Here is a 25,880-nt window from a genome sequence, read left to right as displayed (position 1 = left end):
GGCGCGGGCAGGACGCGCCGCCGGCTGGAGGCGCGATGGCCGATTTTAGCACCGAGCACGATGCCTGCCGCCAGCCTTTTTTTGAATTCAAAAGCAAGCGCCGGAGTGTGGCGCGCGCGCGTGCTGGCTATGCTGGTGACTTGGAGCCTATCCCAGCAGGGGATGTATTCATCTACTGGGAGAGGCTCTTAATATTGACTTGCACGGAGTTCGCCATGGAACACGCTTACCTGACTGACGATGAACGCTGGGATGCCCTGCAGCGGCGCGCGCCCGATGCCGACGGCGTCTTTTATTACTCGGTGCGCACGACGGGCGTGTATTGCCGGCCTTCCTGCGCCGCGCGTCCCGCCTTGCGCCGCAACGTCGCCTTCCACGCCAGTTGCGAGCAGGCGGAGGCGGCCGGCTTTCGCCCCTGTTTGCGCTGCAAGCCGAATTTGCCGCCGCTGGCCCAGCGCCAGGCGGCCATCGTGGCCGACATCTGCAGGCTGATCGACGCCAGCGACGAGCTGCCCGATCTGGACAGCCTGGCACAGGCGGCCGGCATGAGCCGCTTTCACTTCCACCGCGTCTTCAAGGCGCACACGGGCATCACGCCGAAAGCGTATGCGGCGGCGCGGCGCGGCGAGCGCCTCAAGGCCGGCTTGCAGGGCGAAGCGAACGTCACGGAAACCTTGTATGCGGCCGGGTTCAATTCCAGCGGCCGCCTGTATGCGGCCACGCCCGGTTTGCTGGGCATGACGCCGGGCGCGTTTCGCGCCGGCGGCAGCGGCGCCGTGATCCGTTTTGCCATCGGCGCCTGCTCGCTGGGCGCCATCCTCGTGGCCAGCACGGACAAGGGCATTTGCGCCATCCTCATCGACGACGACCCGGAAGTGCTGCTGCGCGACTTGCAGGACCGCTTTCCGCAAGCCGAACTGCGCGGCGCGGAAGCCGACTATGAACAGACGGTGGCGCAAGTCGTCGGCCTGGTCGAGGCGCCGGGCCTGGGACTGGATTTGCCGCTCGACGTGCGCGGCACGGTGTTCCAGCAGCGCGTGTGGCAAGCCTTGCGCGAGATTCCCGCCGGCAGCACGGTCAGCTATGCCGAGCTGGCGCGGCGCATCGGCGCCCCGCAAGGCGCGCGCGCCGTGGCCGGTGCCTGCGCCGCGAATGCGCTGGCCGTCGCCATTCCCTGCCACCGGGTGGTGCGCAACGATGGCGCCTTGTCCGGCTACCGCTGGGGCGTGGAGCGCAAGCAGGCGCTGCTCGAGCGCGAGGGCGAGCGGTGAAGGCGCTCGATTGGCAGCGGATCGAGGATGAGCTGAATGCGCATGGCTGCGCCGTCGTGCCGGGCTTGCTCGATCCCGCGCAGTGCACGGCGCTGGCGGCGCAATACGACGACGCGTCGCGCTTTCGCAGCAAGGTGGTGATGCAGCGCCACGGTTTTGGACAGGGCGAGTACCAGTATTGGGCGCATCCGCTGCCCGATATCGTGGCCGCCTTGCGCACGGGCTTGTATCCCCCCTTGGCGGCGATTGCCAACCGCTGGCACGCCGCCCTGGGCATCGGGACGCGCTTTCCATCCAGCCACGCCGATTTCCTCGCGCGCTGCCATGCGGCCGGGCAAACCCGGCCCACGCCTCTGCTGCTGCGCTACCGCGAAGGCGATTACAACTGTTTGCACCAGGACCTGTATGGCGAGCACGTGTTTCCGCTGCAGCTGGCCGTGCTGCTGTCGCGCCCGCAAGACGATTTCACGGGCGGCGAGTTCGTGCTGACGGAGCAGCGCCCGCGCATGCAGTCGCGCGCCGAAGTGGTGCCGCTGGCGCAGGGCGACGCCGTCCTCTTTCCCGTCGCGCTGCGCCCCGTGAACGGCACGGGCGGCACTTACCGCGTGAACATGCGCCATGGCGTGTCGCGCCTGCGTTCGGGCTTGCGCCACACCCTGGGCATCATTTTCCATGATGCGAGCTGAGCAGTACGTGTGATCCTTGAGTTTCCAGGATTACATGGCATGATGGCTACTCCTTGTCACTCTTTCATTTCCGCCATGTCCGCGCTGCTCCGCCTGTTGTGCCTGTTGACCATTTTCCTGCTGCCCTCAGCCCATGCGGACGATGGCGTGCCCGCGCTCGTTGCGGAGGCCGGGACCGTCGTGGCGCCGTCGCAAGCCGCAGCCAGGACGGCGCCGCTGATGTTTGCCAACCGCAAGGTATTCGTCTTCCGCGCCGCGCTGGCCGGCTATCCGCCCGATGAGCGGGCCATCGGGGCGCAGCGCCGCCTGGAAAGCGTGCTGGCAAAAAACGGCCCCTTGCAGGCGAGCACGCGCACGATTTCCGAAGGTACACAGGTGCTGCTCGATGGCGTGCAGCTGTTCGTCGTCGTGCCCGGCGACGTCAACCTGCTGGCCGGCGACACGACGGAAAGCGTGGCGAAAGCGGCGGCCGGCGAACTGAGCAAAGCCGTGTTTGACTATCGCGAGCAGAGCAGCTGGCGCTACCTGGCCATCGCCGCCGCCGTGTGCGCGGCCGCCACGCTTGTGTTCTGGCTGGTATGGATGGGCTTGACGCGCTTCTATCGCTGGGCCAAGCGCCGCAGCGGTATCCTGCTGGCCTCGCGCCTGCGCGACGTGCGCCTGAAGAATGTGCGCGTGCTCGATGCCGAACACTACATCGCCTTTGCGTATCAACTGCTGAGCGCCGTGCTGTGGGGCTTGCGTCTGATGGCCACGTACCTGTGGGCCGCCTTCGTGCTGGGCCGCTTGCCCTACACGCGTTCCTGGGGCGAAAGCCTGAACGGCTATCTGTTCGACGTGGCGGCCGACGTCTTCCACGCCATCATCGGCGCCTTGCCGGGGCTGGTGCTGGTGTGCGTGATCTTTGCCATCGCGCGCCTGATCGCCGCCACGGCTGCCTCGCTGTTCAAGCGCGTGGAAAGCGGAGAATTGCAAATCGGCTGGCTCGACAAGGACACGGCCCTGCCGACGCGCCGCATCGCCAGCGTGGTGATCTGGCTGTTCGCGCTGGCCATGGCGTATCCGTATCTGCCCGGCTCGCACACGGCGGCCTTCCAGGGCCTGTCCGTGCTGGTCGGCCTGATGGTGTCGATCGGCGCGTCGAGCATCGTGGGGCAGGGCGCCAGCGGCCTGATCCTGATGTACACGCGCGCCTTGCGCAAGGGTGAATATGTGCGCGTGGGCGACAGCGAAGGCACGGTGGTCGACGTGGGCATGTTCGAGACGCGCTTGCGCACGGGCCTGGGCGAAGAGGTCGCCTTGCCGAACGCGTGGGTGATGTCGCAAACGACAAAGAATTATTCGCGCGCCCAGCCCGGCGGCGGCTTCGTGCTCGACTCCACCGTCACCATCGGCTATGCCACGCCGTGGCGGCAAGTGCACGCCATGCTGGAACTGGCGGCCTCGCGCACGCCGGAACTGTCCACTTCGCCGAAACCGTACGTGATGCAGCTGGCCCTGCAGGATTACTACGTGCAATACCGCCTCGTTGCCTACGCCAGCGCCGAAGTCCCCCGCCAGCGCGCCGAAGTGCTGAACCGCTTGCACCAGAACATCATCGACGTCTTCAACGAGTTCGAGGTGCAGATCACGTCGCCGCACTACATCGATGACCCGAAAGAGTCGCAGGTGGTGCCGCCGGAGGAATGGTTCAGGGCGCCGGCGCACAAGCCGGAGGACGGGGCCAGGTAAGGTCGCGTGACATGGTGCTCGGCCATGGTGCTCCACATGAAATACCAGTGCAGGCCTGTGGTGATATTGGCCAGGCGCAAGGCCTGCGCGCTTGCGCTAAGATGCCGGGCGTTTCCAAAAAAAGAAAGAGAGCCATGTCCAGCCCATTTCCCGCCGAAACCTCCCGCACCGCCCGCAGCCTGGCCGCCGCCCTGATCGGCGACCCTTTCTACCGCACCGTCACGGTGGCGTGCGGCGAGGACGAAGCGGCGCGGCTGGCGATGCTGGAAGCGTACTTCGCGCTGGCGCTGGCCGAGGGAGAGCAAGCGGGCCGCGTCGATCTGGCTGACGAGGTGTGCAATGAGGCCGGCAATGGCGCCGCGATCTGGACGACGGACACGCCTACGGCCCTGCGCCAGGCCGCGTATGCGCAGCGCGAAGCAGCGTTGCGCGCGCTGCTGGGGGAGTGCGGCTTCGCGCATTTCACTGCCATCGTCGAGAATATGGAACACGCGCTGGCGCCGCATGGTCTGCAGGATGCGTGGTATCTGTCGATCGCCGGCATCGATCCCGCCGCACAGGGCCGGGGACTGGGCGCATCCGTGCTGGCGCCTGGCCTGGCGGCCGTCGATGCGGCCGGTGCCGCGTGCTTCCTGGAGACGTACAACGAACGCAGCCTGCCGTTCTATGCCCGCCTGGGCTTCGTGGTGGCGGGGCGGTATGGGGAAGCCGTCACGGGCTGCGATTACTGGCTGATGGTACGGGAACCTCACGCTGCCTGATTGACCATTTTGCCAATTTCTATACACTCGTCTTTTCATTCAAGACTTGGAGATGGAAATGCCGATCCCGCGCCGTAACTTGCTCGTTCTCGCCTGCCTGGGCGCCCTGACCCACGTTTACGCCCACGCCGATACCGTCATCGACAACGCCAACGGCTACACGCTCGATGCAAACGGCAAGGTGGTGCGTTTCACGGCGCTGGCCTTTGACGACGCTGGAAAACTGCTTGCCGTCGGCAGTGCCGCGCAGGTGAAACGCAAGGCGGCCAAGGGCGCGACCCACGTCGACGTGCAGGGAAAAACCGTGCTGCCTGGCCTGATCGACGCGCATGGCCACGTGTTCGGCCTGGGGACGATTGCCAGCGGCGTGATGCTGTACGGTTCGTCCTCGCTGCCGGCCGCCGTGCAGGCGGTGGGCGACTTCGCCAAGGCGCATCCAGAACGCAGCTGGGTTGTCGGCAATGGCTGGAACCAGGAAATCTGGAAGCTGGGGCGCTTCCCCACGGCGGCGGAACTCGATGCGGCGGAAAGCGCGCGGCCCGTGTGGCTGCGCAGGGTCGATGGCCACGCGGGCTGGGCCAACAGCCGCGCGCTGGCGCTGGCCGGCATCACGCGCGAGACGCCGGATCCGGCGGGCGGCAAGATCGAACGCGACGCACAGGGCAACGCCACCGGCGTTCTGGTCGACAGTGCCATGGACTTGATGGATGCCGTGCTGCCCAAGCCGGGCGACGTGGAAAACCGCGCCGCCCTCGATGGCGCACTGGCGCAGCTGTCGCAAGTGGGCCTGACCAGCGTGCACGATGCGGGCATCGGCCAGATGCAGGACCGGCTGTTCCGCGACTATGCGGACCACGGCAAGCTGACGGTGCGCGTGTACGGCATGATTGCCGATACGACGGAAGACTTCGACGCGCTGGCGAAAAATGGTCCCTTGACCAGCTATGCGCGCGATATGTACGCCTTGCGCGCCGTGAAACTGCTGTCCGACGGCGCCCTGGGCAGCCGCGGCGCTGCCTTGCTGGCGCCGTACAGCGACGATCCCTCTACCAGCGGCCTGCTGTTTTATAAAGACGATGTCATGCGCGCGAAGATGGAAAAAGCCATGCGCGCCGGTTACCAGGTCAATGTGCATGCCATCGGCGACGCGGGCAACCATCAAATCCTCGACGGCTACGCAGCCTTGACCGCGCAATACCGCAGCGTGGGCCTGCGCCACCGCATGGAACACGCGCAGGTGGTGCAATTGAGCGACATCCCCCGTTTCAATGCGCTCGGCATCGTGCCGTCGATGCAGCCGACGCACGCCACGTCCGACCAGAACATGGCGGAGCAGCGCGTGGGCCACGAGCGCATCAAGGGTGCGTATGCATGGCGTACCTTCCTCAAGCAAGGTTCGCGCATCGCCTGCGGATCGGACTTCCCCATCGAGTCGCCGAACCCGTTCGAGGGCATCCACGCGGCCGTCACGCGGCAAAACAGCGAAGAATTCCCAGCTGGCGGCTGGTACCCGCAGCAAGCGATGACGGTGACGGAAGCGCTGCGCTGTTTCACCCTCGACGCGGCGTGGGCGGCGCACCAGGAAAAGGTCATCGGCACGCTGGAAGCGGGAAAATGGGCGGACTTTATCGTCGTCGACCAGGACCTGTTCACCGTGGCTCCAGCGGCGATTGGCAAGACGCAGGTGCTGCAGACGTGGGTGGCGGGCAAGCGCGTGTTCGAGAAAAAATAAAGGCTGGGGTCAGACCCGCCGGGTCTGACCCCAAAGAAAACCTGTTGACTTGGTTGTATAGACAACCTATGCTGGGAGCACCAGAGCGGACCACGCATGTCCGCTCGCACCCTACGAGGAGACAGCATGAACAGCACAATGGACACCGATCCACGCTTTGATGCCAGCCGTACCATCCGCGCCCCGCGCGGCACGGTCATGGCTTGCAAGAGTTGGCAGGCCGAGGCGGCCTACCGCATGTTGCAAAATAATCTGGACCCGGAAGTGGCGGAAAATCCGCAGCATCTGGTCGTCTACGGCGGCATCGGCCGCGCCGCCCGCAACTGGGCCTGTTTCGACCAGATCCTCGCCTCGCTGCGCGAACTGGAAGACGACCAGACCTTGCTGATCCAGTCCGGCAAACCGGTGGGCGTGTTCCAGACCCACGCGGATGCGCCGCGCGTGCTGATCGCGAACTCCAACTTGGTGCCGAAATGGGCGAACTGGGAACACTTCAACGAACTCGATCGGCAAGGCCTGTTCATGTACGGCCAGATGACGGCCGGCAGCTGGATCTACATCGGCACGCAAGGCATCGTGCAAGGCACGTATGAAACCTTTGCCGAAGCGGGTCGCCAGCATTTCGGCGGCGACTGGGGCGGGCGCTGGATTCTGACGGCGGGCCTGGGCGGCATGGGCGGCGCGCAGCCGCTGGCCGCCACGATGGCGGGCGCTGTCTCGCTTAATATCGAATGTCAGCAAAGCAGCATCGACTTCCGTCTGCGCACGCGCTACCTGGACAAGCAGGCGGCCAGCCTGGATGAAGCCCTGGAACTGGTCAAATATCACACCGAACGCAAGGAAGCGATCTCCATTGGCCTCTTGGGTAACGCGGCCGAAGTGCTGCCGGAACTGGTGCGCCGCGCGAAAGCGGGCGGCCTGGTACCGGACCTGGTGACGGACCAGACGTCCGCGCATGACCTGGTCAACGGCTATCTGCCGCGCGGCTGGAGCGTGTCGGACTGGAAGGCGGCGCAGCAGGATCCGCAGCGCCATGCGCGCCTGACGGTGGCGGCCGCCGATTCCTGCGCCGCCCACGTGCAAGCCATGCTCGATTTCCACGCCATGGGCGTGCACACGGTCGACTATGGCAACAACATCCGCCAGGTGGCGTTCGACCAGGGTGTGCAGAACGCCTTCGATTTCCCCGGCTTCGTGCCCGCCTACATCCGCCCGCAATTTTGCGAAGGGCGCGGGCCGTTCCGCTGGGTGGCGCTGTCGGGCGACCCGGAAGACATCTATAAAACGGATGCGAAGATCAAGGAGCTGTTCCCGCACCACAAGCAGGTGCACCACTGGCTGGACATGGCGCGCGAGCGCATCGCCTTCCAGGGCCTGCCAGCGCGCATCTGCTGGCTGGGACTGGGCGAGCGCCACATCGCCGGCCTGGCCTTCAACGAGATGGTGCGCACGGGCGAACTGAAGGCCCCCATCGTCATCGGCCGCGACCACCTCGATACGGGCTCCGTCGCCAGCCCGAACCGCGAGACGGAAAGCATGAAGGATGGCACCGACGCCGTTTCCGACTGGCCGCTGCTGAACGCCATGCTGAACACGGCCGGCGGCGCCACCTGGGTCTCGCTGCACCATGGCGGCGGCGTGGGAATGGGGTATTCTCAGCATGCGGGCATGGTCATCGTGGCCGACGGCAGTGAAGCGGCGGCGAAACGCCTGGCCAGGGTGCTGGTCAACGACAGCGGTTCGGGCGTGATGCGCCATGCCGATGCCGGCTACGAAACAGCGGCCGCCTGCGCCAAGCGCAACAATCTGAACCTGCCGATGCTTAATACGAAGTGAAAGCAAACATGACACAGCACTCCAAAAGTTGGACCCTGAAACCTGGCGCGATGACCCTGGGCGACCTGCGCGCCGTGTGGGCCGCGCCCGCGAAACTGATTCTCGCCGCCGAAGCCTATCCCGTCATCGAAGCGTCGGCCGCCGCCGTGCAAGCCATCGTCGCCAAGGGCGATGCGGCCTACGGCATCAACACCGGTTTCGGCCTGCTGGCCAAGACGCGCATCCCCGATGAAAAACTCGAGCAATTGCAGCGCAACCTGATCCTGTCGCACTCCGTCGGCACGGGAGAATTGCTGTCGGACGCCGTCGTGCGCCTGATCATGCTGATGAAGATCGGCAGCCTGGCGCGCGGCTATTCCGGCGTGCGCCCGCTGATTGTCGACACCCTGATCGCCCTGTACAACGCGGGCATCATGCCGGCCATTCCCGCCAAGGGTTCCGTCGGCGCCTCGGGCGACCTGGCGCCGCTGTCGCACATGACCCTGGCCATGCTGGGCGTGGGCGACGTGCGCGTCAACGGTGAATTGATGGCGGCGCCCGAAGCGCTGGCGCAGGCGGGCATCGCGCCCGTGGTGCTGGCGGCGAAAGAGGGCCTGGCGCTGATCAACGGCACGCAAGTGTCGAACGCGCTGGCGCTGCATGGCTTGTTCATGGCAGAACGCCTGCTGGAAGCGGCCATGGTCACGGGCGCGCTGTCGCTCGACGCGGCCAAGGGCAGCGACTCGCCGTTCGACGCGCGCGTGCACGCCGTGCGCGGACAGCCGGGGCAGATTCTGGCCGCGCAGATGTACCGCCAGCTGGTGGCGCACAGCGCGATTCGCGCCTCGCACCTGGAAGGCGACGAGCGCGTGCAAGACCCGTACAGCCTGCGCTGCCAGCCGCAAGTCATGGGCGCCTGCCTGGATCTGATCGGTAACGTCGGCCGCACCCTGCTGATCGAAGCCAATGCCGTCACGGACAATCCGCTGATCTTCCAGGATGGTCCCAACGGGCAGGCGGAGATCGTCTCGGGCGGTAATTTCCACGCCGAGCCGGTGGCTTTTGCGGCCGACACGCTGGCGCTGGCGATTGCTGAAATCGGCGCGCTGGCCGAGCGCCGCATCGCGCTGCTGATCGACGCCACGCTCTCCGGCCTGCCGCCCTTCCTCGTGCGCGACCCGGGCGTCAATTCCGGCTTCATGATCGCCCACGTGACGGCGGCCGCGCTGGCGTCGGAAAACAAGTCGCTCGCCCATCCGGCCAGCGTCGACAGCCTGCCCACTTCCGCCAACCAGGAAGACCATGTGAGCATGGCCACGTTCGCCGGGCGCCGCCTGGACGACATGGCGCACAACACGGCCGTCATCGTCGGCATCGAGCTGCTGGCCGCCGCCCAGGGCATCGATTTCCACCGTCCGCTGAAAACCTCGCCGCACCTCGAGCATGTGCATCAACAGCTGCGCCAGAAAGTGCCGTTCTTCGACGCCGACCGTTTCTTCGCGCCCGATATCGAAGCGGCCAAGCAGATGGTGCTGCAGGGTGAGTTGAGCAGCAAGTGCAAGAATTTGTTCGCCCCGCTTTACGCCTGAGCGGGCGCAAGGAGACAAGCATGGATTTCCGCTTCAACGAAGGCAGCATCCCGCTGCTCGTGTCGATGCCCCACGTGGGCACCGATATACCGGACGATATCGCCGCGCGCATGACGCCCCAGGCCCTGGTCAAGGCCGATACGGACTGGCATTTGCGCGAACTGTATGGCTTTTTGCAGGAGATGGATGCGTCCGTGCTGTCGGCGCGCTGGTCGCGCTACACCATCGACTTGAACCGCCCGCAGGAAGACACGAATCTGTATCCGGGCCAGGATACGACGGGCTTGCTGCCCAACGATACCTTCCACCGCGAGCCGCTGTACCTGGCCGGCAAGGAACCCGATGCGGCCGATGTGCAGCGCCGGCTGCAGCGCTACTGGGCGCCGTATCACGCGCAGTTGCGTGCGGAACTGGACCGGCTGCTGCGCGTGCATGGCGCCGTGGTGCTGTGGGATGCCCATTCCATCGCCTCGCATGTGCCGCGCTTCTTTGACGGCAAGCTGCCGGACCTGAACTTCGGCACGGCCGATGGCGCCAGCTGCGATGGCGGCCTGACGTCCGCCGTGTTGGACATTGCGCGCGCACAGGATCAATTTACGGTTGCGCTGAATGGCCGCTTCAAAGGCGGCCACATCACGCGCCATTACGGCCAGCCGGACAGCCGCGTGCATGCGATCCAGCTGGAGATGTGCCAGTGCCTGTACATGGACGAGACGGCGCCTTTCGGCTACCGGCCCGACCTGGCGGCACAGGTGCAGCCGCTGCTGCGCCAGATGATGGAAGCGGCCGTGGCATGGGTGGCGCGTTGAGCGGCTGCTTGTTTGCCCGCCACGCGCTGCTGCCGCAAGGCTGGCGCCGCGACGTGCTGCTGGAATGGGACGCGGCCGGCGATCTGACGGCGGTGGCGGACAACGCCGCGCCGCCGCCCGGCGCGGAAGTGGCCGAATATGTCTTGCCCGGCATGGTCAACCTGCATTCGCATGCGTTCCAGCGGGCGCTGGGCGGCATGACGGAGATTGCAGGTGATGGCCCTGACAGCTTCTGGACCTGGCGCGAGCTGATGTATCGTTTCGCGCACCACATCACGCCGCAGCAGATGGAAAGCATCGCCGCGCAGCTGTTTGCCGAATGCCTGCGCCATGGCTACACGGCTGTCTGCGAATTTCACTACCTGCAGCGCGATGCGGCCGGCGCGCTGTATGCGCGTCCCGCCGAAACGGCCGAACGGGTGCTGGCCGCGGCGCGCCTCAGCGGCATCGGCGTGACCATGCTGCCCGTGCTGTACAGCCATGCGGGTTTTGGCGCACAGCCCCTCAAACCCGAGCAGGCGCGCTTTCGCACCGGTGCGGATGACGTGCTGCGCATCGTCGAAGCGCTGGCGCCGCAGCGCGGCGGGCAGGTGGAAGTGGGCTTTGCGCCCCATTCCCTGCGCGCGGCCGGCGTGGCGCAGATCCGCGCAGTGGCGCAAGCGCTGCCTGCGGACCGTCCCATCCACATCCACATCGCCGAGCAGCAGGGCGAAGTGCGCCAGAGTCTCGATGTCACCGGCCTGCGCCCGGTGCAGTATTTGTACGACCAGGTCGGCGTCGATGCGCGCTGGTGCCTCGTGCATGCCACGCATGTGCAGCCCGATGAAGTGGCGCTGATGGCGGCCAGCGGCGCCGTGGCAGGCCTGTGCCCGACGACGGAAGCGAACTTGGGCGACGGCCTGTTCCCGCTGGCCGAATTCATCGCCGCCGGCGGGCGTTTCGGCGTCGGCAGCGACAGCCACGTGTCGCAGTCGCCGGTGGAGGAATTGCGCTGGCTCGAATATGGCCAGCGCTTGCAGCGCCAGCAGCGCAATGTGGCCGCCACGCCCGAAGAACGCCATGTGGCCGACTACCTGTGGCAAACGGCCTTGCAGGGCGGCGCGCAGGCATCCGGGCGCAAGCTCGGTGCGCTGGCGCCGGGCTGCCGTGCCGACTTGCTGGTGCTCGACGACGCGCATGTGAACCTGTGCGGCGTGGCCATCGCCGATGTGCTGGGCAGCGTACTTTTCTGCGGCAACGACAACCTGGTACGCGACGTGCTGTGCGGCGGCCAGTGGCAGGTGCGCGATGGGCGCCATGTGGCGCAGGACGCCATCGCCACCACCTACAAGCGCACCCTGGCGCAACTGAGGGCACTCTGATGGCAACCTTCATCCCGCAGGAATATCTGCGCGCCGCGCCGTGGAAAAACGGCGGCGGCAGCACGACGGAAATTGCGATTGCTCCCCCGGGTGCCGGCTTCGACGATTTCGACTGGCGCATCAGCCTGGCGACGATCACGGCCAGCGGGCCATTTTCCAGCTTTCCCGGCATCGACCGCAGTCTGATGCTGGTCGATGGCGACAGCGTGCAGCTGACGCTGGACGGCGCGCGCAAGGTGACCTTGAGCGCGGCGCAACCGATGCTGTGGTTTCCCGGCGAAGCGGCCGTGGTTGCGCAGGTCAAGGGGCCGACGACGGATTTCAATGTGATGACGCGGCGCGACCGCTGCCGCCACCAGCTGGAAAAAATCATGGCGCCGGGCAAGCTGGCGCGGCGCAGCGCGGCGACCCTGCTGTTCGTCGCCGGCGAAGGCCACGTGCTGGCACGCGGTGGCGAGCAGCAGTTCGCGCTGGCCCGCCATGACGCGCTGCTGCTCGACGCCGACGATGCGCCGGACTGGCGGCTCGACGCCTTGCAGCGCACGGCCGTGTTCCGCGTCGACCTGTTCATCTAGGAAGGAAACCGCCATGCAAGACTGGGATATGGTCATCCACAACGTCCACCTGGCCACGATGGAGCATGGCTATGGCGAGCTGCTCGACGCGGCCATCGCCGTCAAGGATGGCCGCATCGCGTGGTTCGGCCCCGGCGACGAGCTGCCGGCCAGCGGCGCGGTGCTGCACGACGGCCAGGGCTGCTGGCTGACGCCAGGCCTGATCGACTGCCATACGCACATCGTCCACGCGGGCAACCGCAGCGACGAATTCGAGGCACGCCTGAATGGCGCCAGCTATGAAGACATCAGCCGCGCCGGCGGCGGCATCATGTCCACCGTGCGCGCCACGCGCGCGGCCAGCGACGACGAATTGCTGCGGCAAAGCCTGCCCCGTGTGCTGGCGCTGCTGGCCGAGGGCGTGACGACCCTGGAGATCAAGTCCGGCTACGGTCTTGACGCGGCCAGCGAGGCGAAGATGCTGCGTGTCGCGCGCAGGATAGGGGAACAGCTGCCGGTCACTGTGCGCACCACCTTCCTCGGCGCGCACGCGCTGCCGCCCGAATATGCGGGCCGCGCCGACTCTTATATCGAGCTGCTGTGCGCGCGGATGCTGCCCCAGCTGGCGGGCGATGGACTGGTCGACGCCGTCGACGCGTTTTGCGAGCGCATCGGCTTTACGCCGGCGCAAACGCAGCGCATGTTTGACGCGGCGCGGGCGCTGGGGCTACCCGTCAAATTGCATGCGGAGCAGTTGTCGGACCTGGGCGGCGCGGCGCTGGTGGCGCGCTACGATGGCCTGTCGGCCGACCACCTGGAATTCCTGTCGGAAGAGGGTGTCGTCGCCATGGCGCAGCATGGCACGGTGGCCGTGCTGCTGCCGGGCGCGTATTACTTTTTGCGTGAGACGCAGCCGCCGCCTGTCGCGGCATTGCGCGCGGCCGGCGTGCCGATGGCCGTGTCCACCGATTGCAACCCGGGCACGTCGCCGATGACGTCCCTGCTGCTGGCGATGAACATGGCGTGTACCCTGTGGCGCTTGACGCCGCAGGAAGCGCTGGCCGGCTGCACGATCCATGCGGCGCGCGCGCTGGGTTTGCAGGATCGGACGGGCAGCCTGGTGGTGGGCAAGCGCGCCGATTTCGCCCTGTGGCGCATCGCGCGCCCGGCCGACCTGGCGTATGCGCTGGGCCTGAACCCGTGCGCGGGCGTGGTGCATGGCGGTGTCTGGCGCGCGCCGGTGGTAAGCTTGCCGGATTGATCATCCGTCCTGGAGCGCCGCGTGCGTGTTGTTTATTCCTTGTCTTACCTGCTGTTGTTGTTATTCTTCGCCGCCGCGCCCGCGCATGCACAGGATGGCGGCACCTTGAAGGTGGGCTCGAAGCGCTTTACGGAATCGTACATCCTCGGCGAAATCCTCCAGCAGAGCGCCGCGCCGCACGTCAAGGCGCAGCACCGCCAGGGCCTGGGTAACACGGCCATCGTGCTCGCCGCGCTGCAGGCGGGCAGCATCGACGTGTATGCCGAATACATGGGCACCATCGGCAGCGAAATCCTCAAGCACGACAAAGCCATCGATCTGGCGCAGATGCGGCGCGAGCTGGCGGCGCTGGGACTGGGCGTGGCCGTGCCGCTGGGCTTTAACAATACGTATGCGCTGGCAGTGCGCAACGATGAAAAATCCATCGCCAGCCTGGCGCAGCTGGCCCAGCACCCGGCCCTGAAATTCGGCCTGTCGCATGAATTCATCGGCCGGGTCGACGGCTGGCCAGGCCTGGCCACGCGTTATGGCTTGCCGCAGCGCCCGCGCGGCCTCGATCACGGCATCGCCTATGAAGCGCTGGCGCAGCGCCAGGTGGATGTGATCGACATTTATTCGACGGACGCGAAGATCCGCCAGTACGGCTTGCGTGTGCTGGCCGACACGCAGCAGTACTTTCCCCGCTATGACGCCATGCTGTTGTACCGGCTCGACGTGCCGCAGCGTTTTCCCGCCGCCTGGCTGGCGTTGCAAGGGTTGCAGGGACGCATCAGCGAGAGCGACATGATCGCCATGAATGCGGCCGTGGAAATCGATGGCAAGCGTTTTTCCGACGTGGCGCGGCAGTGGCTGGCTTCAGGCACGCAGGCGAATCAACCGGCCGCCGCGCGCGGCAAGCTGCTCGATAAAATTATCGGCGACGACCTGTGGACCCTGACGCGCCAGCATGTGACCCTGGTATTGTTGTCGGTGGCTTTGGCATGTCTGATCGGCATTCCGCTGGGCGTGCTGGCGGCGTTTTCGGCGCCGCTGCGCCAGACGGTGCTGGCCTTCGTCGGCGTGCTGCAGACGGTGCCCTCGCTGGCCCTGCTGGCGATATTGATCCCCGTGCTGGGCATGATCGGCACCGTGCCGGCGCTGGTGGCGCTATTCGTGTACGCGCTGCTGCCCATCGTGCGCAACACGTGCACGGGCATCTTGCAGGTGCCGCAAGGCTTGCGCATGGCGGCGCTGGCGCTGGGCTTGAGCCGGCGCGACCGCCTGCTGCACGTGGACTTGCCGCTGGCCTTGCCCGTGATGCTGGCGGGCGTGAAAACGGCGGCCGTGATGAGCGTGGGCACGGCCACCATCGCCGCCTTCATCGGTGCGGGCGGCTACGGCGAACGCATCACCATCGGCCTGGCGCTCAATGACAACGACATGCTGCTGGCCGGCGCGATCCCCGCAGCCGTGCTGGCCTTGCTGACGCAGGGCTTGGTCGAGCTGGTGGAGCGCTGGGCCGTTGCCGGCCGGCAGCGCTGACGGCATCACGGTTACAGCGAGTGCAGTTTCGAGCGCACCGAGACGACGGCCTGGTGCAGGATGCGTTCGGCCTGGAAGTCGTTCTCGCGCTGTTCGGCGATGGCTTGCAAGTCGCGCGTGTAGCGCTCCAGGCGGGAGCGCAGGTAGGCGCGGTAGATTTTCATGACGAGCGGTTTGGCAGAAACATTCATGATGTGGCTCCCGTATGCGATTCGTTCATTGATTCGTTCATTGTGTGTGAGCGCATTGCCGCCATTTTGCGTCGCATCAAACCCCAGCGTGCCGTCACTTTGGCGCGTTTGATCTTCCGCAATGTCTCCCAGGCCGAAGATGCCACACTGAATTTTCCCTGCTCGCCTGGTCATCATCAGCCGCAGGCCTGATTCCTTCAAGCATACTCAAGGAGCGTCGCATGGTCATTTTTGCCGTGGTTGCTGGCTGCATCGCCTGCCTGACAGTGTACCAAATCTATAAAAAATCGCAGGGTGGCAGTGGGGTTGCGCAACAACATATCGGCTTGCACGGCACATTGATTGAGCCACGGAAATAATCAGTGGCATCCGAGCGACACTGGGTGACACTTGGTTAGCGGATTTAAGTCAAATGTAAGGCCCGGTAAGCAAATGTAAAGGTCTGCGCCATCGCAAGCGGCAGCGTTTATATTGATAACCGTTGATTGCATTCTCCCCCTCCCACTTGACAATGGGTTCTGCCCCGCGGTGCCGCTAGCCCGCGGGGATTTTTTTTGGAACTTACTCTTACAGTTACCCCATCAGGCCGATGTTGGCGTGCCCGCCGACAATTGCGTCAAGGCATCGCCAGCGACCCGGCAGATGCGCCAGTCCGGCATCACGTCCGCGCCCATGCCCTTGTAGAAGTTGATCGCGTTTTCATTCCAGTCCAGCACCGACCATTCGAAGCGGCCGCAATCGCGTTCGACGGCCAGTTGCGCCAGCGCCACCAGCATCTGCTTGCCATAACCCTTGCCGCGCACCGATTGCTTCACGTACAGGTCTTCCAGGTACAGGCCCTTGCGGCACAGGAAGGTGGAAAAATTATGGAAGAACAGGGCGAAGGTCACGACTTCACCATTTTCCTCGCCGACCAGCGCTTCGCACGCGGGATGGGCGCCGAACAGGCTGTCGTGCAGCATGGATTCCTTGGCGATCATCATGTGTTCGAGTTTTTCAAACACGGCCAATTCATGGATCATGCCGAAGATGGCGGCCACGTCGGATGCGGCCGCGGGACGGATGGCGAGGGAGGAAAAGGTGCTCATGTTGCCTTTGCTGATGGAGTGGTGGAAAGGGAAGCGATGGTACTCGTCTTGCGCGCGCCCGACGTCAGGGCCCAGGCCACGCTGGACAGGCACAGCACCATGCCCACCCATTCGATGGCGGCAGGCCGGTAGTGTTCGAACTGCACCGACAGCAGCACGGAAATGACGGGCGTGACGACGCCGATATACACGGTCTTTTGCGTGCCGATGCGGGCGATTAACGTGAAATACGCGCTGAATGCGATCACCGAACCGAAGATGGCCAGGTACACCAATCCCATCCAGTAACTGGGGCGCGTCGGCAATTGCCAGGACTGGCCCGTGGCGATGGCCCAGGCGGCCACCATCAAGGTGCCCCACAGCATGGTCCAGGCCATGGTCAGCATCACGTTGCCCGAATGTTCGCGCACTTTCATGACGAGGGCGTTGCCTGCCGTGCTCGACACGGTAGCCACCAGCGCCAGGATAAAACCGAGCAGAAAATGGCCATTGCCGCCGCCCAGAATATCTTGCAGCGCCGCACCGATGGACTGGTAAAACAGCAGCACGATGCCGCAGATAGCGACGAATGCCGCGCAGCAGGTGCTCAAGGTGATCGGTGTGCCGAAGGCGATGCGGTTGAGCAACGGCGTCCAGAAGACCATCAGCGCAAACAGCACGCTGACGAGGGCCGACACCAGATACTGTTCGGAACTATACGTGCACACATAGCTGAGGGCAAACGAGGCCAGTCCCTGCAGCAACATCCATTTTTGCGCGCGCCAGGGCAGGCGCAAGCGGTCGCCGCGCACGGCGCACCAGGCAAACAGGGTGGCGGACGCGAGGCCGAAGCGGTAGACCACGGAAACGGCGGGGGCGACATCGCCCAGCTGCAAGGTGATGGCCCAGAAAGTGGAGCCCCAGATCAGGCAGGCAATGATGAACAGGAGAGGAGATGACATCGCGCAAGTATACGGGCATCGCGCGGGGATGGCGAGTGCGGTCGAGTTTGCTCAATGTGCCGTCAGGAGACAGCCAGGATTGAGCCAGCGCAGTGCTTCTGGAAAATGTTGAATTTATGAAAATATTTACTTTATTATCAAGTAAATATTTTCCCGATTGCATCTTTGAAGGGGACCGCCATGCCAGCCTCACTGCAGATCAAAGTATGGAGCGTGCTTGTGTATGTCGTCGTGACGGCGGTGATTGCCATCTGGCTGCACCCTTCAGTCTTGCTCGCTGCCGGCGCATTCGGCTGAGCGCGTGCGCCAGCAAGCGGATCAGTGCGTGACGCGGGTCTTGCGGCCGTCCGACAGCAGGCGCACACGCTCGCCCGGGCGGAACAGCTCGTCGGCGTCTTGCACGATGGCGCGCATGTCGCCATTGTCCAGGCGTACGGTGATTTCCAGACCGGCCTTGTTCGAGGCATTCGCTTCGATGCTCTTGCCGGCCATGCCGCCAGCGACGGCACCGAGGATGCTGGCCGCGATGGCGCCCTTGCCGCCACCGACTGTCGAGCCGGCCACGCCGCCCAGCGCCGCGCCAGCCAGCACGCCTGTGCCCGTTTCGCCCTTGTCGATGGTTACCTGGCGCACGGATTCAACCGTGCCCATGCGAACCGATTGTTCGTTCTGCGCCTGGCGGGCATTGTAGACATTTGCCGAATTCGGTTGTACGGCGCAGCCGGCCAGGGTGGCGAGCAATGCCACTGCAATAATTGGTGCTTTCATGTGGGACTCCCTTGGACAAAAGTTGGTTGCCGATTGCGTCGACCGGCAGATGATGACTTATCATAAGGACACTTGCCTCAGATAACTAGTTGCGAATAGTAAAAATCTGTTACTGCTTTCGCATAACCGCTTGCCGCTCAATACGCCAGCCGCAGGTGCCGGTACAAAAATCCCAGCACGAACAGCGGTCCCACCAGCAAAAAGCGCAAGTCGTCCAGGAACGATGGTTTCTTGCCTTCGATCTGGTGGCCGATGAACTGGCCTATCCAGGCCAGCACAAACAGCGCCAGCGACACGGGCAGGATGGTCAGCGGCGGCATGAGCAAGAGCAGACCCAGCATGGCGGCCAGCATCGCCAGCATGCCCACCGCAAACGGGCGCGACAGCTTGTAATAATAGTATAAGGCGAGAATACTGCCGAGCAGCGCCACGCTGGGATGCACGCTCCACAGCAGCCCCAGCAAGCTGAAAACGATTAGCGGCACGCACACGATGTGTACCCACTCATTGACGTGGTTGCGGTGGCTTTCGCCATACTGGGCCAGCAGGGTGTCGATGGTGCGCATGGGCGGTCTCTTGTGGTGTTCTTGCTGGAAATTCTACACCGGAACGCAAGCCGCCGAACGCACCATTCTGCGGCGTAATTGTCTAATTAGTAATTTCGCGTTATTATTTCCCATTGGAAATATTTCCGTTCATTTCAAAGGCATCCGTGACATCGCCAGCCAGCCACCCTGATTACCAGCGCTATTCCATGATATCCCTGCAGCAAGCCTTGTCCGGGTGGCGGCTTTGCGTGGCGAGACGGCTCGGCAAGCGCGCACGATAGTGGCGCAGCGCTATGGACCCGGCTACCAATTCCATGTCAACGGCGTCGGCAATGCCGTCACACCGCAAGGCAGGTTTCATACGGCACAGGTGGTGGTATGGGATGGCAAGAGCATCATATCCGTGCCCGTGCAATGGCCACAGTAAAATAAGCGCTGCCACCACTCCCACAGGATGCCGCTTTTGACCCGCATATCGTCTGTTGAACTGTCCATGCCGGACATCCGCAAGCGCTGCTTCGATCCCGTCGTCGACGCCAACACGCGCTTGCTGATACTGGGCAGCCTGCCCGGCGAAAAATCGCTGGCGCACAGCCAGTACTATGCGCATCCGCAAAACAAGTTTTGGATGCTGCTGGGCGAGGTGCTGGGCGTGGATTTGAAGAGCCAGCCCTATGAGGAACGTCTGGCGACCTTGCTGGCGCACGGCGTGGGCTTGTGGGACGTGGTGGCGCAGGCGCAGCGTGCGGGCAGCCTGGACAGCAATATCCGTGCGCGCGACGATAACGACCTCGTGGCCCTGGCCGCCAGCCTGCCGAAGTTGCACACGATCGCCTTCAACGGCGGCACGGCGGCAAAGCTGGGTATCAAGGTGCTGGGCGAACACGCGCAGCGCTACCGCATCGTCAGCTTGCCGTCGAGCAGCCCGGCTTACACGCTGGCATATGTAGAGAAATTACATGCTTGGCATCAGTTAATTGTTGCGACTAATTAATTTTATTGGAAATACTTTAATATAAAAAAATTTTTATATGTGATTGGTGTTTTTTTGATGGGTGTATTAAACCCATATTGTCTTTTTGAATCAATATAATTAATTTTCAGAGAGGTCTTGATTTGTTTATTTTAAAGGATGGGCGTGCTTTTTTTCTTGAATTTCTCCGAAATCTGACGCCACAAATACTTTTGCTATCATTGGCTTTTCTTTTGGGAGGAAAGTTGGACTTTACAAAATTTGACTTTAATAATTTAACGTCAACCCTTGCATTCTTTTTCTTTTTGTTATTGTTTGGCCTTGCTGCTTACGTAAATATAAGTCTGTATATGGAAAAATTTTATCCAATTAAAAGATTTAATCGAGGAGTGAGGCTGATTGGTGCCAGAAGTGGTGTTAATAAACTAAATATAAATTTAATTTATTTCCGAAAGAATGGTTTGGTTTTTCTTGAGGGAATGTTTGTTATGCTCACTATTGAGTGCACTTTGGCAGGGGTTTTTGTTTCGGCAATAGCAACTGCTAACAAAATGAGTACTTAATTTCCAATGTTTAATTTCTGCCTGGATGTATGGGTTTTCCGGAAATTTTTTGTGAGGTATATTTTAGTTGGCGTAGCTTCTTTTAATTGAAATTCGGTATTATTTTAATAAGGGTTGGATGCTGAAAAATGCGCCTGCAGCCAATGAATGGTTGTTGATCTGCAAGCGTAGTTTTTAAAAACAACAGGGATTAACCCAATTTAGACGCGTACGGCTGCGCTTCCAGCGGATGTCCCTTGGCATCGAATTTCAGCGCCACGGACAGTTGCGTCACGCCGATGGTGGTCAGCGCGTCGCAGATGTCGTCGACTTCGTCCTGCAAGTCGGCGGCCAGGTCCAGCGGCTTGTCGGCGCTGTGCAGCAGTTCGCCAGCCGCCGTGCTGACGTTGACGCGCAACAGCATTTCGCCATGTTCATCGGCCGGGCCGACGACCACCGAGACGTCGCCGGCGTCTACCTTGTTTTCCGCCAGTGCATGGTTGATGCCGGACATCATCTGCAGCATCGCGTACTCGCTCATGCCTTGTTCCTTGCCGCCGTGGAACAGATCCTGGTAGAGGAAGCTCACTTCCAGGACGCTGCCGGCCGGCGCCAGGCAACGCTTGACGAGTTCGCCCACTTCCGTCGTCCACTGCTGGTAGCGGGCCATGCGCGCATCGAACCAGGCGTCGAGCGCCGCTTCGTCCTTTGGTTCCGCATAGAACGGATCGTCCACGCGTTTCAAGGCAAAGCCCAGCAGGAAGCGCAGTTCGACGGCCGTGTCCTGCGGGCCGAAGGCCGTTTCGCTCCAGCCGACGATGCTGCTTTCCAGGCCCGGCGTGGCGACGATTTTCTTGTCCGTCATCGAGCTATACGCATCGCGCACCATCTCGTGCAAATGGCTGTAGGTGATGCGGTCGATTTCATCGAGGTCGTAGGCATGGCTCATCAGGACCACCTTGGCCTTGGCGCTTTCCAGTTCTGCCTGTTGGAAACTTTTCACCAGCGCTTCGAACGCGTCCTGGTCCTGGAAGCTGTCCGCTTCCTTCAGGCCGCCCGTGCTTTGCACCAGCAGGGGCACGACGAAGGCGTTGATTTCCATGGCTGGCGCGTTGTCGCGGCGGATCACGGAAATGGATGCCGCTTCCTCGATGTGGCTGCGCAAGTACTGGTAGGCGCCCACGTCTTCGTATTTCGAACGCTCGATGGCGTCGTACAGGATTTCATCCTTCTTTTGATTCAGGGCCTTGCGGATCAGGCGGCCGAACTCGACGGCTTGCTCGGCCAGCACCGTGCCCTGCGATTCGCTGTCTTCCTGCTCCGCCAGGTTCAGGGCCATCGTGCACAGCATGCGCGTGACGGACTCGTCCTTGTCTTCAGGCGTGTTGGCGGATTTACGGGGGACAGGGCGCTTATTTTTGGGCATGGCGATCAACAGGTTAAGAAATACGGGTCAGGCAAACGGAAACGGGCGCCATGGCTCAGGCCAGGCGCCGGGACAGATCATACAGGCGGACGCGGCCGCCTGATACCTCAATGGTCGGTATCGAACATCTCGTGCAATTCGTCGAGCAGGTCGGCGGCTTCTTCCTGCGACAGGCCGAGATGCTGGCAGGCAAGTTCGCCGCCCTTGTCCCACTCGAGCGAGGTACTGTTGCCATGGTAGCGCTGAATGCCCTTTTCGGCCAGCAGCGACAGGGCGACGAGCGAGCGGATGGCGTCGTCCGTGGACGGGTCGGCCAGCACCGTGTAGTCGTGGTGGTGCAAAATCGCCCAGGAGACATCGGAGGACAGGCCCCAGTTGCGCGCCAGCAGGCAGCCGATGGCCGCGTGGTTGGTCTGGTGGCGCGCATCTTCCAGTGCCGTAAAGCAATTGTGCGCATCGTTGGCCGCCGCCGCGTACGTGTTGACGTAGTCGGGGAAGCGGTTCATCAGCAGGGGCACGCCGATATCGCAGAACAGGCCGAAGGTGTGGGCGATGTCGGGCGGGGCGATGCGCAGCTTGCGCGAAGTAAATACCAGGGCGCGCGCGCGCTTGGCCGACACATCCCAGAAGTTGGTCAGTTCCACGCCTTCCGCTTCCAGCGCCTGGCGTGCCAGCAAGCCCGTCATCATGGCGCTACACTGGTTAATGCCAAGAAAATTGATGCCTTGCTCGACGGACTTGGCCTTGCGCGCGGCGCCATAGAACGGCGAGTTGGCCAATTTCAGCAGGGCGCCGGACATGCCGACGTCGTCGGCGATGATGCGCGCGATGCGGCGCGGCGACGGATCCTGTTCCGCCAGTTCGCGCTGCAAGTCGACCAGCAGGCTGGGACGCGGCGGGATACGGATGGAACGCATCAGGGCGTCAACCGGATCTTCCTGCACTACCTGCTTTTGCGCTGCCGCTCTCATCATCACGCTTTCATCATCATTTTTGTGCCCGGTGCTTATTCTGTGCGCGCTGCCGCTGCCGCTGCCGCTGCCCGCTGCATGAGCGTCTGGCGCAGTGCCCGACGATTATCGCTGTTTATGCACGGCAATAGTTCATCTCTGCAATATTTTGTCGCAAAAATCCCCGTTTGGGCCTGGTCCAGCTGCGATTTTTGTCATTTTACGACGCTGCCCATCGCGATATTTGTGATGGAAAGGTCAAGTTTTATTTGTTTTCAAGACGAAGCGAGGCGTGTGGCGCGATGCGCGGCGGTACAATTGCCCGATGAAAAAAATCCTCGCAGGTATCGATTTTGCGGATGATTCCAGCAGCGTGGCACGCCAGCTGATCGGCGTGACCGTGCTGGTCGACGGTGTGGGCGGGCGCATCGTGGAAACGGAAGCGTATGACCGGCTGGACCCAGCTTCGCACACGTATGGCGGCATGACGCCGCGCAATGCGGCCATGTTCGGCCCGCCCGCGCACGCCTATGTCTACCGCTCGTACGGCATCCACTGGTGCCTGAACTTTGTGTGCCGCGAAGCGGGGCATGGGGCGGGCGTGCTGATCCGGGCCATCGAACCGCTCGTGGGGCTCGATGCCATGCGCGAACGGCGCGGCGTCGAGGATGCGCGGCTGCTGTGTTCGGGGCCGGGCAAGGTGTGCCAGGCGCTCGGTGTCACGCATATGCACAACCGGCTGGCGCTCGATGCGCCGCCATTCATGCTGCTGGCGCGCGAGGAAGAGGTGACGGTACACGCTGGCCCGCGCATCGGTATTTCCAAGGCGATGGAGACGCCGTGGCGCTTCGTGCTTGCCGGTTCGCCTCACCTGAGCAAACCGATGCGCGCGCCGGTCAGCTAGCTGCGCCGATGCTGTGGCGCAGTGTTTGCGCCGTGCAAGCCGGGCATGCCGCGCAGCGGGCTATGCAGTGCGCGCCGCTCCTTCCGCGTACTGGCCGGATGCCGGAACGCTTCCTCGTCCGGCGCGGCGAGCTGCGCGGGCGCCAGCGGGTCGAGGGTGAACACGGCCACGGCCGCCGACAATTTGACGGCCTGGTCCTGCAAACTGGCCGCCGCTGCCGCCGCCTGTTCCACCAGGGCCGCATTTTGCTGGGTGACGTCATCCATTTGCGTGACGGCCTGATTCACTTCCGTGATGCCCGACGCCTGCTCCGCACTGGCCTCTTTCACGCGCTGGATGATTGCATTGACTTGCTGCACCGAGGCCACGATGGCGCCCATGCTGTCGCCCGCTTGCTGCACGGCCACGCTGCCGCCGTCGATGGTGGTGACCGAGGTGGCGATCAGGGTCTTGATTTCCCTGGCCGCCTGGGCTGAGCGCTGCGCCAGGGTGCGCACTTCGGACGCGACCACGGCAAAGCCGCGGCCCTGTTCGCCCGCGCGCGCTGCCTCCACCGCCGCATTCAGCGCGAGGATATTGGTCTGGAAGGAAATACCGTCGATCACGCCGATAATATCCACGATCTGGCGCGAATTGGCGCGTATTGTCGCCATCGTCGTCACCGCTTTCTGCATCGACGCGCCTCCTTGCACGGCCAGGGTCGATGCTTGCCCTGCCAGCTCGCAGGCCAGCTGGGCGTTGTCGGCATTGTCATTGACGGCTTGCGTCAGTGCTTCCATGGCGCTCGACGTTTCTTCCAGCGAACTGGCCTGCATTTCCGTGCGCGCCGATAAGTCCAGATTGCCGGTGGCAATTTCGCGCGAGGCTGTGTCGATCGATTGCACGGCGTTCATGATGGTGCGCAAGGTCTGGTTCAGGTGGGCGATGGTCTGGTCCAGCACGCGCGACGTGGCAGCGATTTCGTCATTGCCCTGCTTGGGCGCGCCCGCCATCAGCTTGCCCGCCGCCAGGTCTTGCACGGCGTCGGCAATGCCGCGGATTTCCAGCAGCATGGCGCGCCGCACCAGCATGGTCACGACGATGGAAACGAGGATCGACAGCAGCACCGTCAGCAGCAAGCTCCAGCCGAGGCTGCGGAACTCGGCGCTGGCCGTCGCATGGGCCTCGCTGCTGAGGCTTGTTTCCAGGGCCGACAGTTGCGCCAGCTGCGTATTGAACTGGACGAATTGGGTTTCCGCCTTGAGCATGGAATTGGTGGCGATCGACTGGTCCATCTGCGCCATTTCCATGGTTTCCAGCACAGCCTTGCGATAGCCGGCCAGCGCCGTGATGGCCGCATCGACCAAGGTGTGCTCGGCGCCCGTGGCTGTGGTGCGCAGCGTGGTCAGCTGGGCGCCGATGGCTGCATGGCGCGCCTTGATCTGTTGCTCCAGCGTATCGAGGCGGGCCTTGGCGAAGCTGCCATTCGTCCACGACAGCAACTGGTACATATTGCCGTGTACTTGCCTGGCCTCTCCTAGTACGTCGGCGGCCGCCTTCAAATGCGTGATGCGCACCCGCACCATGTTTTCCAGCGAGGCATTTTGCCGCACCATGCCATACCAGGCGCCGCTCGAGCTGAGTATCAGCAGCAGCAAGACCAGGGTGGGCGCCAGCAATAATTTTGGTCCGATGCGTAATTGATTGAGCATGCTTGACTCCTGGCGATGGCTGTTCCAACCGCAGGCGGCGCACGGCGTGCGTGCGCGCCGCCCCTGCCTTATTTTTTGTAGATGCCCGCTTCCAGCACCACATCGTTGACGCGCAGAATGTAGGTGGTCTTCGGCTCGATCTTGCCGCTGACGGGATTCTTGTACTGGTAATCGACCCAGCCCTTGCCCTGCTTTTGTGCCAGTTCAATGATTTCACGGCGATATTTCTTGCCGTTCGCATCGGGCACATCCGTCAAATCCTTGCCCACGATGGAAGGATTGATGGGGTGGGCCAGCACGATGCCCGTCTTGATGTCGCGCATGTCCACATATAGCGAGCCCTGCACGAAGTCCGGGTCTTTCGCCGTGATTTTCTTCATCATTTCTTCCTTGCCATGCGCCTTCATGAAGGCGGCGCCCCGTTCGGCCATGGCGATCGCATCTTTTTCCGTTGGTTCGACCGCGGCACTGACGCTGCCGCCGGCAAATGCCAGGCACAGCAGGCTGCCCGTGAATAAGCGTTTCATGAAAGCTCCTTGTGATATCGAGGGAAGTGTTGCCAAGACGTAATTTACGTCGCCGAAGTTCGTCTCAGCTTGCGTTGGAACAAACTAAGGTGTTGCTTGTAGGCAGCATGCAACGTATCGACGGCTTGTTGATATGTAGCAATTTGGTTCCGAATGGCAAGAATTATGATGACTTTTGCAGCATGCCTGGGTGATCTGGCATGCGGGAGAAAAAGGCTGGGATTGGCCGATATACGGTCA

At 63.2% G+C, this 25,880-nt stretch carries 25 protein-coding genes; 16 read left to right on the top strand and 9 right to left on the bottom strand.

Going from position 1 to position 25,880, the window contains the following annotated elements:
• Positions 1-215: 215 nt before the first annotated feature.
• The 12 genes from ada to AC54AG_RS04475 all read left to right on the top strand — a co-directional run bounded on the left by ada (position 216) and on the right by AC54AG_RS04475 (position 15,091).
• Positions 216-1,271, top strand: coding sequence for a bifunctional DNA-binding transcriptional regulator/O6-methylguanine-DNA methyltransferase Ada (gene ada / locus AC54AG_RS04530; protein ID WP_072454961.1), 1,056 nt, complete (start codon positions 216-218; stop codon positions 1,269-1,271).
• Positions 1,268-1,957, top strand: coding sequence for a 2OG-Fe(II) oxygenase (locus tag AC54AG_RS04525; RefSeq protein WP_496629593.1), 690 nt, complete (start codon positions 1,268-1,270; stop codon positions 1,955-1,957). Before ada ends, AC54AG_RS04525 begins: the two co-directional genes overlap by 4 nt.
• 75 nt (positions 1,958-2,032) lie before the next feature.
• Positions 2,033-3,688 (top strand): mechanosensitive ion channel family protein, encoded by a 1,656-nt coding sequence (locus tag AC54AG_RS04520; RefSeq protein WP_496629592.1) that lies wholly within the window; start codon positions 2,033-2,035, stop codon positions 3,686-3,688.
• Positions 3,689-3,822: 134 nt separating this feature from the next.
• Positions 3,823-4,449, top strand: a complete 627-nt coding sequence (locus tag AC54AG_RS04515; protein ID WP_496629591.1) for a GNAT family N-acetyltransferase — start codon at positions 3,823-3,825, stop codon at positions 4,447-4,449.
• 52 nt (positions 4,450-4,501) lie between these two features.
• Entirely contained in the window at positions 4,502-6,181 is a 1,680-nt protein-coding gene (locus tag AC54AG_RS04510; protein WP_496629590.1) for an amidohydrolase, read from the top strand.
• Positions 6,182-6,307: 126 nt separating this feature from the next.
• Positions 6,308-8,017 carry a urocanate hydratase gene (gene hutU / locus AC54AG_RS04505; protein WP_128141824.1) on the top strand — a complete coding sequence of 570 codons (1,710 nt, stop codon included), beginning with the start codon at positions 6,308-6,310 and terminating at the stop codon, positions 8,015-8,017.
• Positions 8,018-8,025: 8 nt separating this feature from the next.
• Entirely contained in the window at positions 8,026-9,585 is a 1,560-nt protein-coding gene (hutH, locus tag AC54AG_RS04500; RefSeq protein WP_034746274.1) for a histidine ammonia-lyase, read from the top strand.
• A gap of 20 nt (positions 9,586-9,605) precedes the next feature.
• Positions 9,606-10,394 (top strand): N-formylglutamate deformylase, encoded by a 789-nt coding sequence (gene hutG / locus AC54AG_RS04495; RefSeq protein WP_496629589.1) that lies wholly within the window; start codon positions 9,606-9,608, stop codon positions 10,392-10,394.
• Positions 10,379-11,755: a formimidoylglutamate deiminase gene (locus AC54AG_RS04490; RefSeq protein ID WP_496629588.1), complete on the top strand. Its 1,377-nt coding sequence runs from the start codon at positions 10,379-10,381 to the stop codon at positions 11,753-11,755. The genes hutG and AC54AG_RS04490 overlap by 16 nt, the downstream gene beginning before the upstream one ends.
• On the top strand, positions 11,755-12,330 hold the full coding sequence (locus AC54AG_RS04485) for a HutD/Ves family protein (RefSeq protein WP_496629587.1): 576 nt from the start codon (positions 11,755-11,757) through the stop codon (positions 12,328-12,330). The genes AC54AG_RS04490 and AC54AG_RS04485 overlap by 1 nt, the downstream gene beginning before the upstream one ends.
• A gap of 13 nt (positions 12,331-12,343) precedes the next feature.
• On the top strand, positions 12,344-13,570 hold the full coding sequence (hutI, locus tag AC54AG_RS04480) for an imidazolonepropionase (RefSeq protein ID WP_496629586.1): 1,227 nt from the start codon (positions 12,344-12,346) through the stop codon (positions 13,568-13,570).
• Between the two features lie 21 nt (positions 13,571-13,591).
• Positions 13,592-15,091, top strand: a complete 1,500-nt coding sequence (locus AC54AG_RS04475; RefSeq protein ID WP_496629585.1) for a glycine betaine ABC transporter substrate-binding protein — start codon at positions 13,592-13,594, stop codon at positions 15,089-15,091.
• 11 nt (positions 15,092-15,102) lie between these two features.
• On the opposite strand, the gene AC54AG_RS04470 is transcribed toward AC54AG_RS04475, so the two are convergent.
• Positions 15,103-15,282, bottom strand: coding sequence for a hypothetical protein (locus AC54AG_RS04470; RefSeq protein WP_034746290.1), 180 nt, complete (start codon positions 15,280-15,282; stop codon positions 15,103-15,105).
• Positions 15,283-15,503: 221 nt separating this feature from the next.
• On the opposite strand from AC54AG_RS04470, the gene AC54AG_RS04465 reads away from it, so the two are divergent.
• Positions 15,504-15,641: a hypothetical protein gene (locus AC54AG_RS04465; RefSeq protein WP_161781466.1), complete on the top strand. Its 138-nt coding sequence runs from the start codon at positions 15,504-15,506 to the stop codon at positions 15,639-15,641.
• A gap of 222 nt (positions 15,642-15,863) precedes the next feature.
• Here the strand turns inward: AC54AG_RS04465 and AC54AG_RS04460 are convergent, their stop codons facing one another.
• The 4 genes from AC54AG_RS04460 to AC54AG_RS04445 all read right to left on the bottom strand — a co-directional run bounded on the left by AC54AG_RS04460 (position 15,864) and on the right by AC54AG_RS04445 (position 18,645).
• Positions 15,864-16,370: a GNAT family N-acetyltransferase gene (locus tag AC54AG_RS04460; RefSeq protein WP_331777175.1), complete on the bottom strand. Its 507-nt coding sequence runs from the start codon at positions 16,368-16,370 to the stop codon at positions 15,864-15,866.
• Positions 16,367-17,311, bottom strand: a complete 945-nt coding sequence (locus tag AC54AG_RS04455; RefSeq protein WP_331777174.1) for a DMT family transporter — start codon at positions 17,309-17,311, stop codon at positions 16,367-16,369. Before AC54AG_RS04455 ends, AC54AG_RS04460 begins: the two co-directional genes overlap by 4 nt.
• 318 nt (positions 17,312-17,629) lie before the next feature.
• On the bottom strand, positions 17,630-18,079 hold the full coding sequence (locus tag AC54AG_RS04450; RefSeq protein WP_034746298.1) for an outer membrane lipoprotein: 450 nt from the start codon (positions 18,077-18,079) through the stop codon (positions 17,630-17,632).
• A gap of 137 nt (positions 18,080-18,216) precedes the next feature.
• Positions 18,217-18,645: an Mpo1 family 2-hydroxy fatty acid dioxygenase gene (locus AC54AG_RS04445; RefSeq protein ID WP_331777173.1), complete on the bottom strand. Its 429-nt coding sequence runs from the start codon at positions 18,643-18,645 to the stop codon at positions 18,217-18,219.
• Positions 18,646-19,120: 475 nt separating this feature from the next.
• Between AC54AG_RS04445 and AC54AG_RS04440 the strand changes: the two genes are divergently transcribed.
• Both AC54AG_RS04440 and AC54AG_RS04435 read left to right on the top strand, forming a co-directional pair.
• A complete protein-coding gene (locus AC54AG_RS04440) occupies positions 19,121-19,621 on the top strand; it encodes a DNA-deoxyinosine glycosylase (RefSeq protein WP_331777344.1) in 501 nt (166 codons plus the stop codon).
• Between the two features lie 122 nt (positions 19,622-19,743).
• Entirely contained in the window at positions 19,744-20,163 is a 420-nt protein-coding gene (locus AC54AG_RS04435; protein ID WP_496629584.1) for a hypothetical protein, read from the top strand.
• Between the two features lie 190 nt (positions 20,164-20,353).
• Here AC54AG_RS04435 and AC54AG_RS04430 read toward each other — a convergent pair whose 3' ends face one another.
• Positions 20,354-21,568, bottom strand: a complete 1,215-nt coding sequence (locus AC54AG_RS04430; RefSeq protein WP_496629583.1) for a hypothetical protein — start codon at positions 21,566-21,568, stop codon at positions 20,354-20,356.
• Between the two features lie 107 nt (positions 21,569-21,675).
• Positions 21,676-22,542 carry an HDOD domain-containing protein gene (locus AC54AG_RS04425; RefSeq protein ID WP_034746307.1) on the bottom strand — a complete coding sequence of 289 codons (867 nt, stop codon included), beginning with the start codon at positions 22,540-22,542 and terminating at the stop codon, positions 21,676-21,678.
• Positions 22,543-22,843: 301 nt separating this feature from the next.
• Between AC54AG_RS04425 and AC54AG_RS04420 the strand changes: the two genes are divergently transcribed.
• Positions 22,844-23,422 (top strand): DNA-3-methyladenine glycosylase, encoded by a 579-nt coding sequence (locus tag AC54AG_RS04420; RefSeq protein ID WP_496629582.1) that lies wholly within the window; start codon positions 22,844-22,846, stop codon positions 23,420-23,422.
• Here the strand turns inward: AC54AG_RS04420 and AC54AG_RS04415 are convergent.
• Together AC54AG_RS04415 and AC54AG_RS04410 are read right to left on the bottom strand one after the other, a co-directional pair.
• A complete protein-coding gene (locus tag AC54AG_RS04415; protein WP_496629581.1) occupies positions 23,419-25,113 on the bottom strand; it encodes a methyl-accepting chemotaxis protein in 1,695 nt (564 codons plus the stop codon). The two genes, AC54AG_RS04420 and AC54AG_RS04415, sit on opposite strands and share 4 nt — an antisense overlap.
• A 68-nt stretch (positions 25,114-25,181) precedes the next feature.
• On the bottom strand, positions 25,182-25,640 hold the full coding sequence (locus AC54AG_RS04410) for a cache domain-containing protein (protein ID WP_070301115.1): 459 nt from the start codon (positions 25,638-25,640) through the stop codon (positions 25,182-25,184).
• Positions 25,641-25,880: the final 240 nt, after the last annotated feature.

The organism is Janthinobacterium sp. BCJ23 (assembly GCF_059617945.1).
The sequence above is the reverse complement of the archived record's forward strand: the minus strand, read 5'-3'. Positions and strand labels throughout refer to the sequence as shown.

What these genes read in the sequence shown, in the direction of transcription:
- AC54AG_RS04470 (WP_034746290.1), bottom strand. Translation starts at nt 15,282, where the DNA reads ATGAATGTTTCTGCCAAACCGCTCGTCATGAAAATCTACCGCGCCTAC.
- hutU (WP_128141824.1), top strand. Translation starts at nt 6,308, where the DNA reads ATGAACAGCACAATGGACACCGATCCACGCTTTGATGCCAGCCGTACC.
- AC54AG_RS04450 (WP_034746298.1), bottom strand. Translation starts at nt 18,079, where the DNA reads ATGAAAGCACCAATTATTGCAGTGGCATTGCTCGCCACCCTGGCCGGC.
- AC54AG_RS04465 (WP_161781466.1), top strand. Translation starts at nt 15,504, where the DNA reads ATGGTCATTTTTGCCGTGGTTGCTGGCTGCATCGCCTGCCTGACAGTG.
- AC54AG_RS04515 (WP_496629591.1), top strand. Translation starts at nt 3,823, where the DNA reads ATGTCCAGCCCATTTCCCGCCGAAACCTCCCGCACCGCCCGCAGCCTG.
- hutI (WP_496629586.1), top strand. Translation starts at nt 12,344, where the DNA reads ATGCAAGACTGGGATATGGTCATCCACAACGTCCACCTGGCCACGATG.
- AC54AG_RS04520 (WP_496629592.1), top strand. Translation starts at nt 2,033, where the DNA reads ATGTCCGCGCTGCTCCGCCTGTTGTGCCTGTTGACCATTTTCCTGCTG.
- AC54AG_RS04510 (WP_496629590.1), top strand. Translation starts at nt 4,502, where the DNA reads ATGGAAATGCCGATCCCGCGCCGTAACTTGCTCGTTCTCGCCTGCCTG.
- AC54AG_RS04460 (WP_331777175.1), bottom strand. Translation starts at nt 16,370, where the DNA reads ATGAGCACCTTTTCCTCCCTCGCCATCCGTCCCGCGGCCGCATCCGAC.
- AC54AG_RS04440 (WP_331777344.1), top strand. Translation starts at nt 19,121, where the DNA reads ATGCCGGACATCCGCAAGCGCTGCTTCGATCCCGTCGTCGACGCCAAC.
- AC54AG_RS04490 (WP_496629588.1), top strand. Translation starts at nt 10,379, where the DNA reads ATGGGTGGCGCGTTGAGCGGCTGCTTGTTTGCCCGCCACGCGCTGCTG.
- AC54AG_RS04430 (WP_496629583.1), bottom strand. Translation starts at nt 21,568, where the DNA reads ATGCCCAAAAATAAGCGCCCTGTCCCCCGTAAATCCGCCAACACGCCT.
- AC54AG_RS04415 (WP_496629581.1), bottom strand. Translation starts at nt 25,113, where the DNA reads ATGCTCAATCAATTACGCATCGGACCAAAATTATTGCTGGCGCCCACC.
- AC54AG_RS04410 (WP_070301115.1), bottom strand. Translation starts at nt 25,640, where the DNA reads ATGAAACGCTTATTCACGGGCAGCCTGCTGTGCCTGGCATTTGCCGGC.
- AC54AG_RS04485 (WP_496629587.1), top strand. Translation starts at nt 11,755, where the DNA reads ATGGCAACCTTCATCCCGCAGGAATATCTGCGCGCCGCGCCGTGGAAA.
- hutH (WP_034746274.1), top strand. Translation starts at nt 8,026, where the DNA reads ATGACACAGCACTCCAAAAGTTGGACCCTGAAACCTGGCGCGATGACC.
- AC54AG_RS04425 (WP_034746307.1), bottom strand. Translation starts at nt 22,542, where the DNA reads ATGATGAGAGCGGCAGCGCAAAAGCAGGTAGTGCAGGAAGATCCGGTT.
- AC54AG_RS04455 (WP_331777174.1), bottom strand. Translation starts at nt 17,311, where the DNA reads ATGTCATCTCCTCTCCTGTTCATCATTGCCTGCCTGATCTGGGGCTCC.
- AC54AG_RS04420 (WP_496629582.1), top strand. Translation starts at nt 22,844, where the DNA reads ATGAAAAAAATCCTCGCAGGTATCGATTTTGCGGATGATTCCAGCAGC.
- ada (WP_072454961.1), top strand. Translation starts at nt 216, where the DNA reads ATGGAACACGCTTACCTGACTGACGATGAACGCTGGGATGCCCTGCAG.
- AC54AG_RS04445 (WP_331777173.1), bottom strand. Translation starts at nt 18,645, where the DNA reads ATGCGCACCATCGACACCCTGCTGGCCCAGTATGGCGAAAGCCACCGC.
- hutG (WP_496629589.1), top strand. Translation starts at nt 9,606, where the DNA reads ATGGATTTCCGCTTCAACGAAGGCAGCATCCCGCTGCTCGTGTCGATG.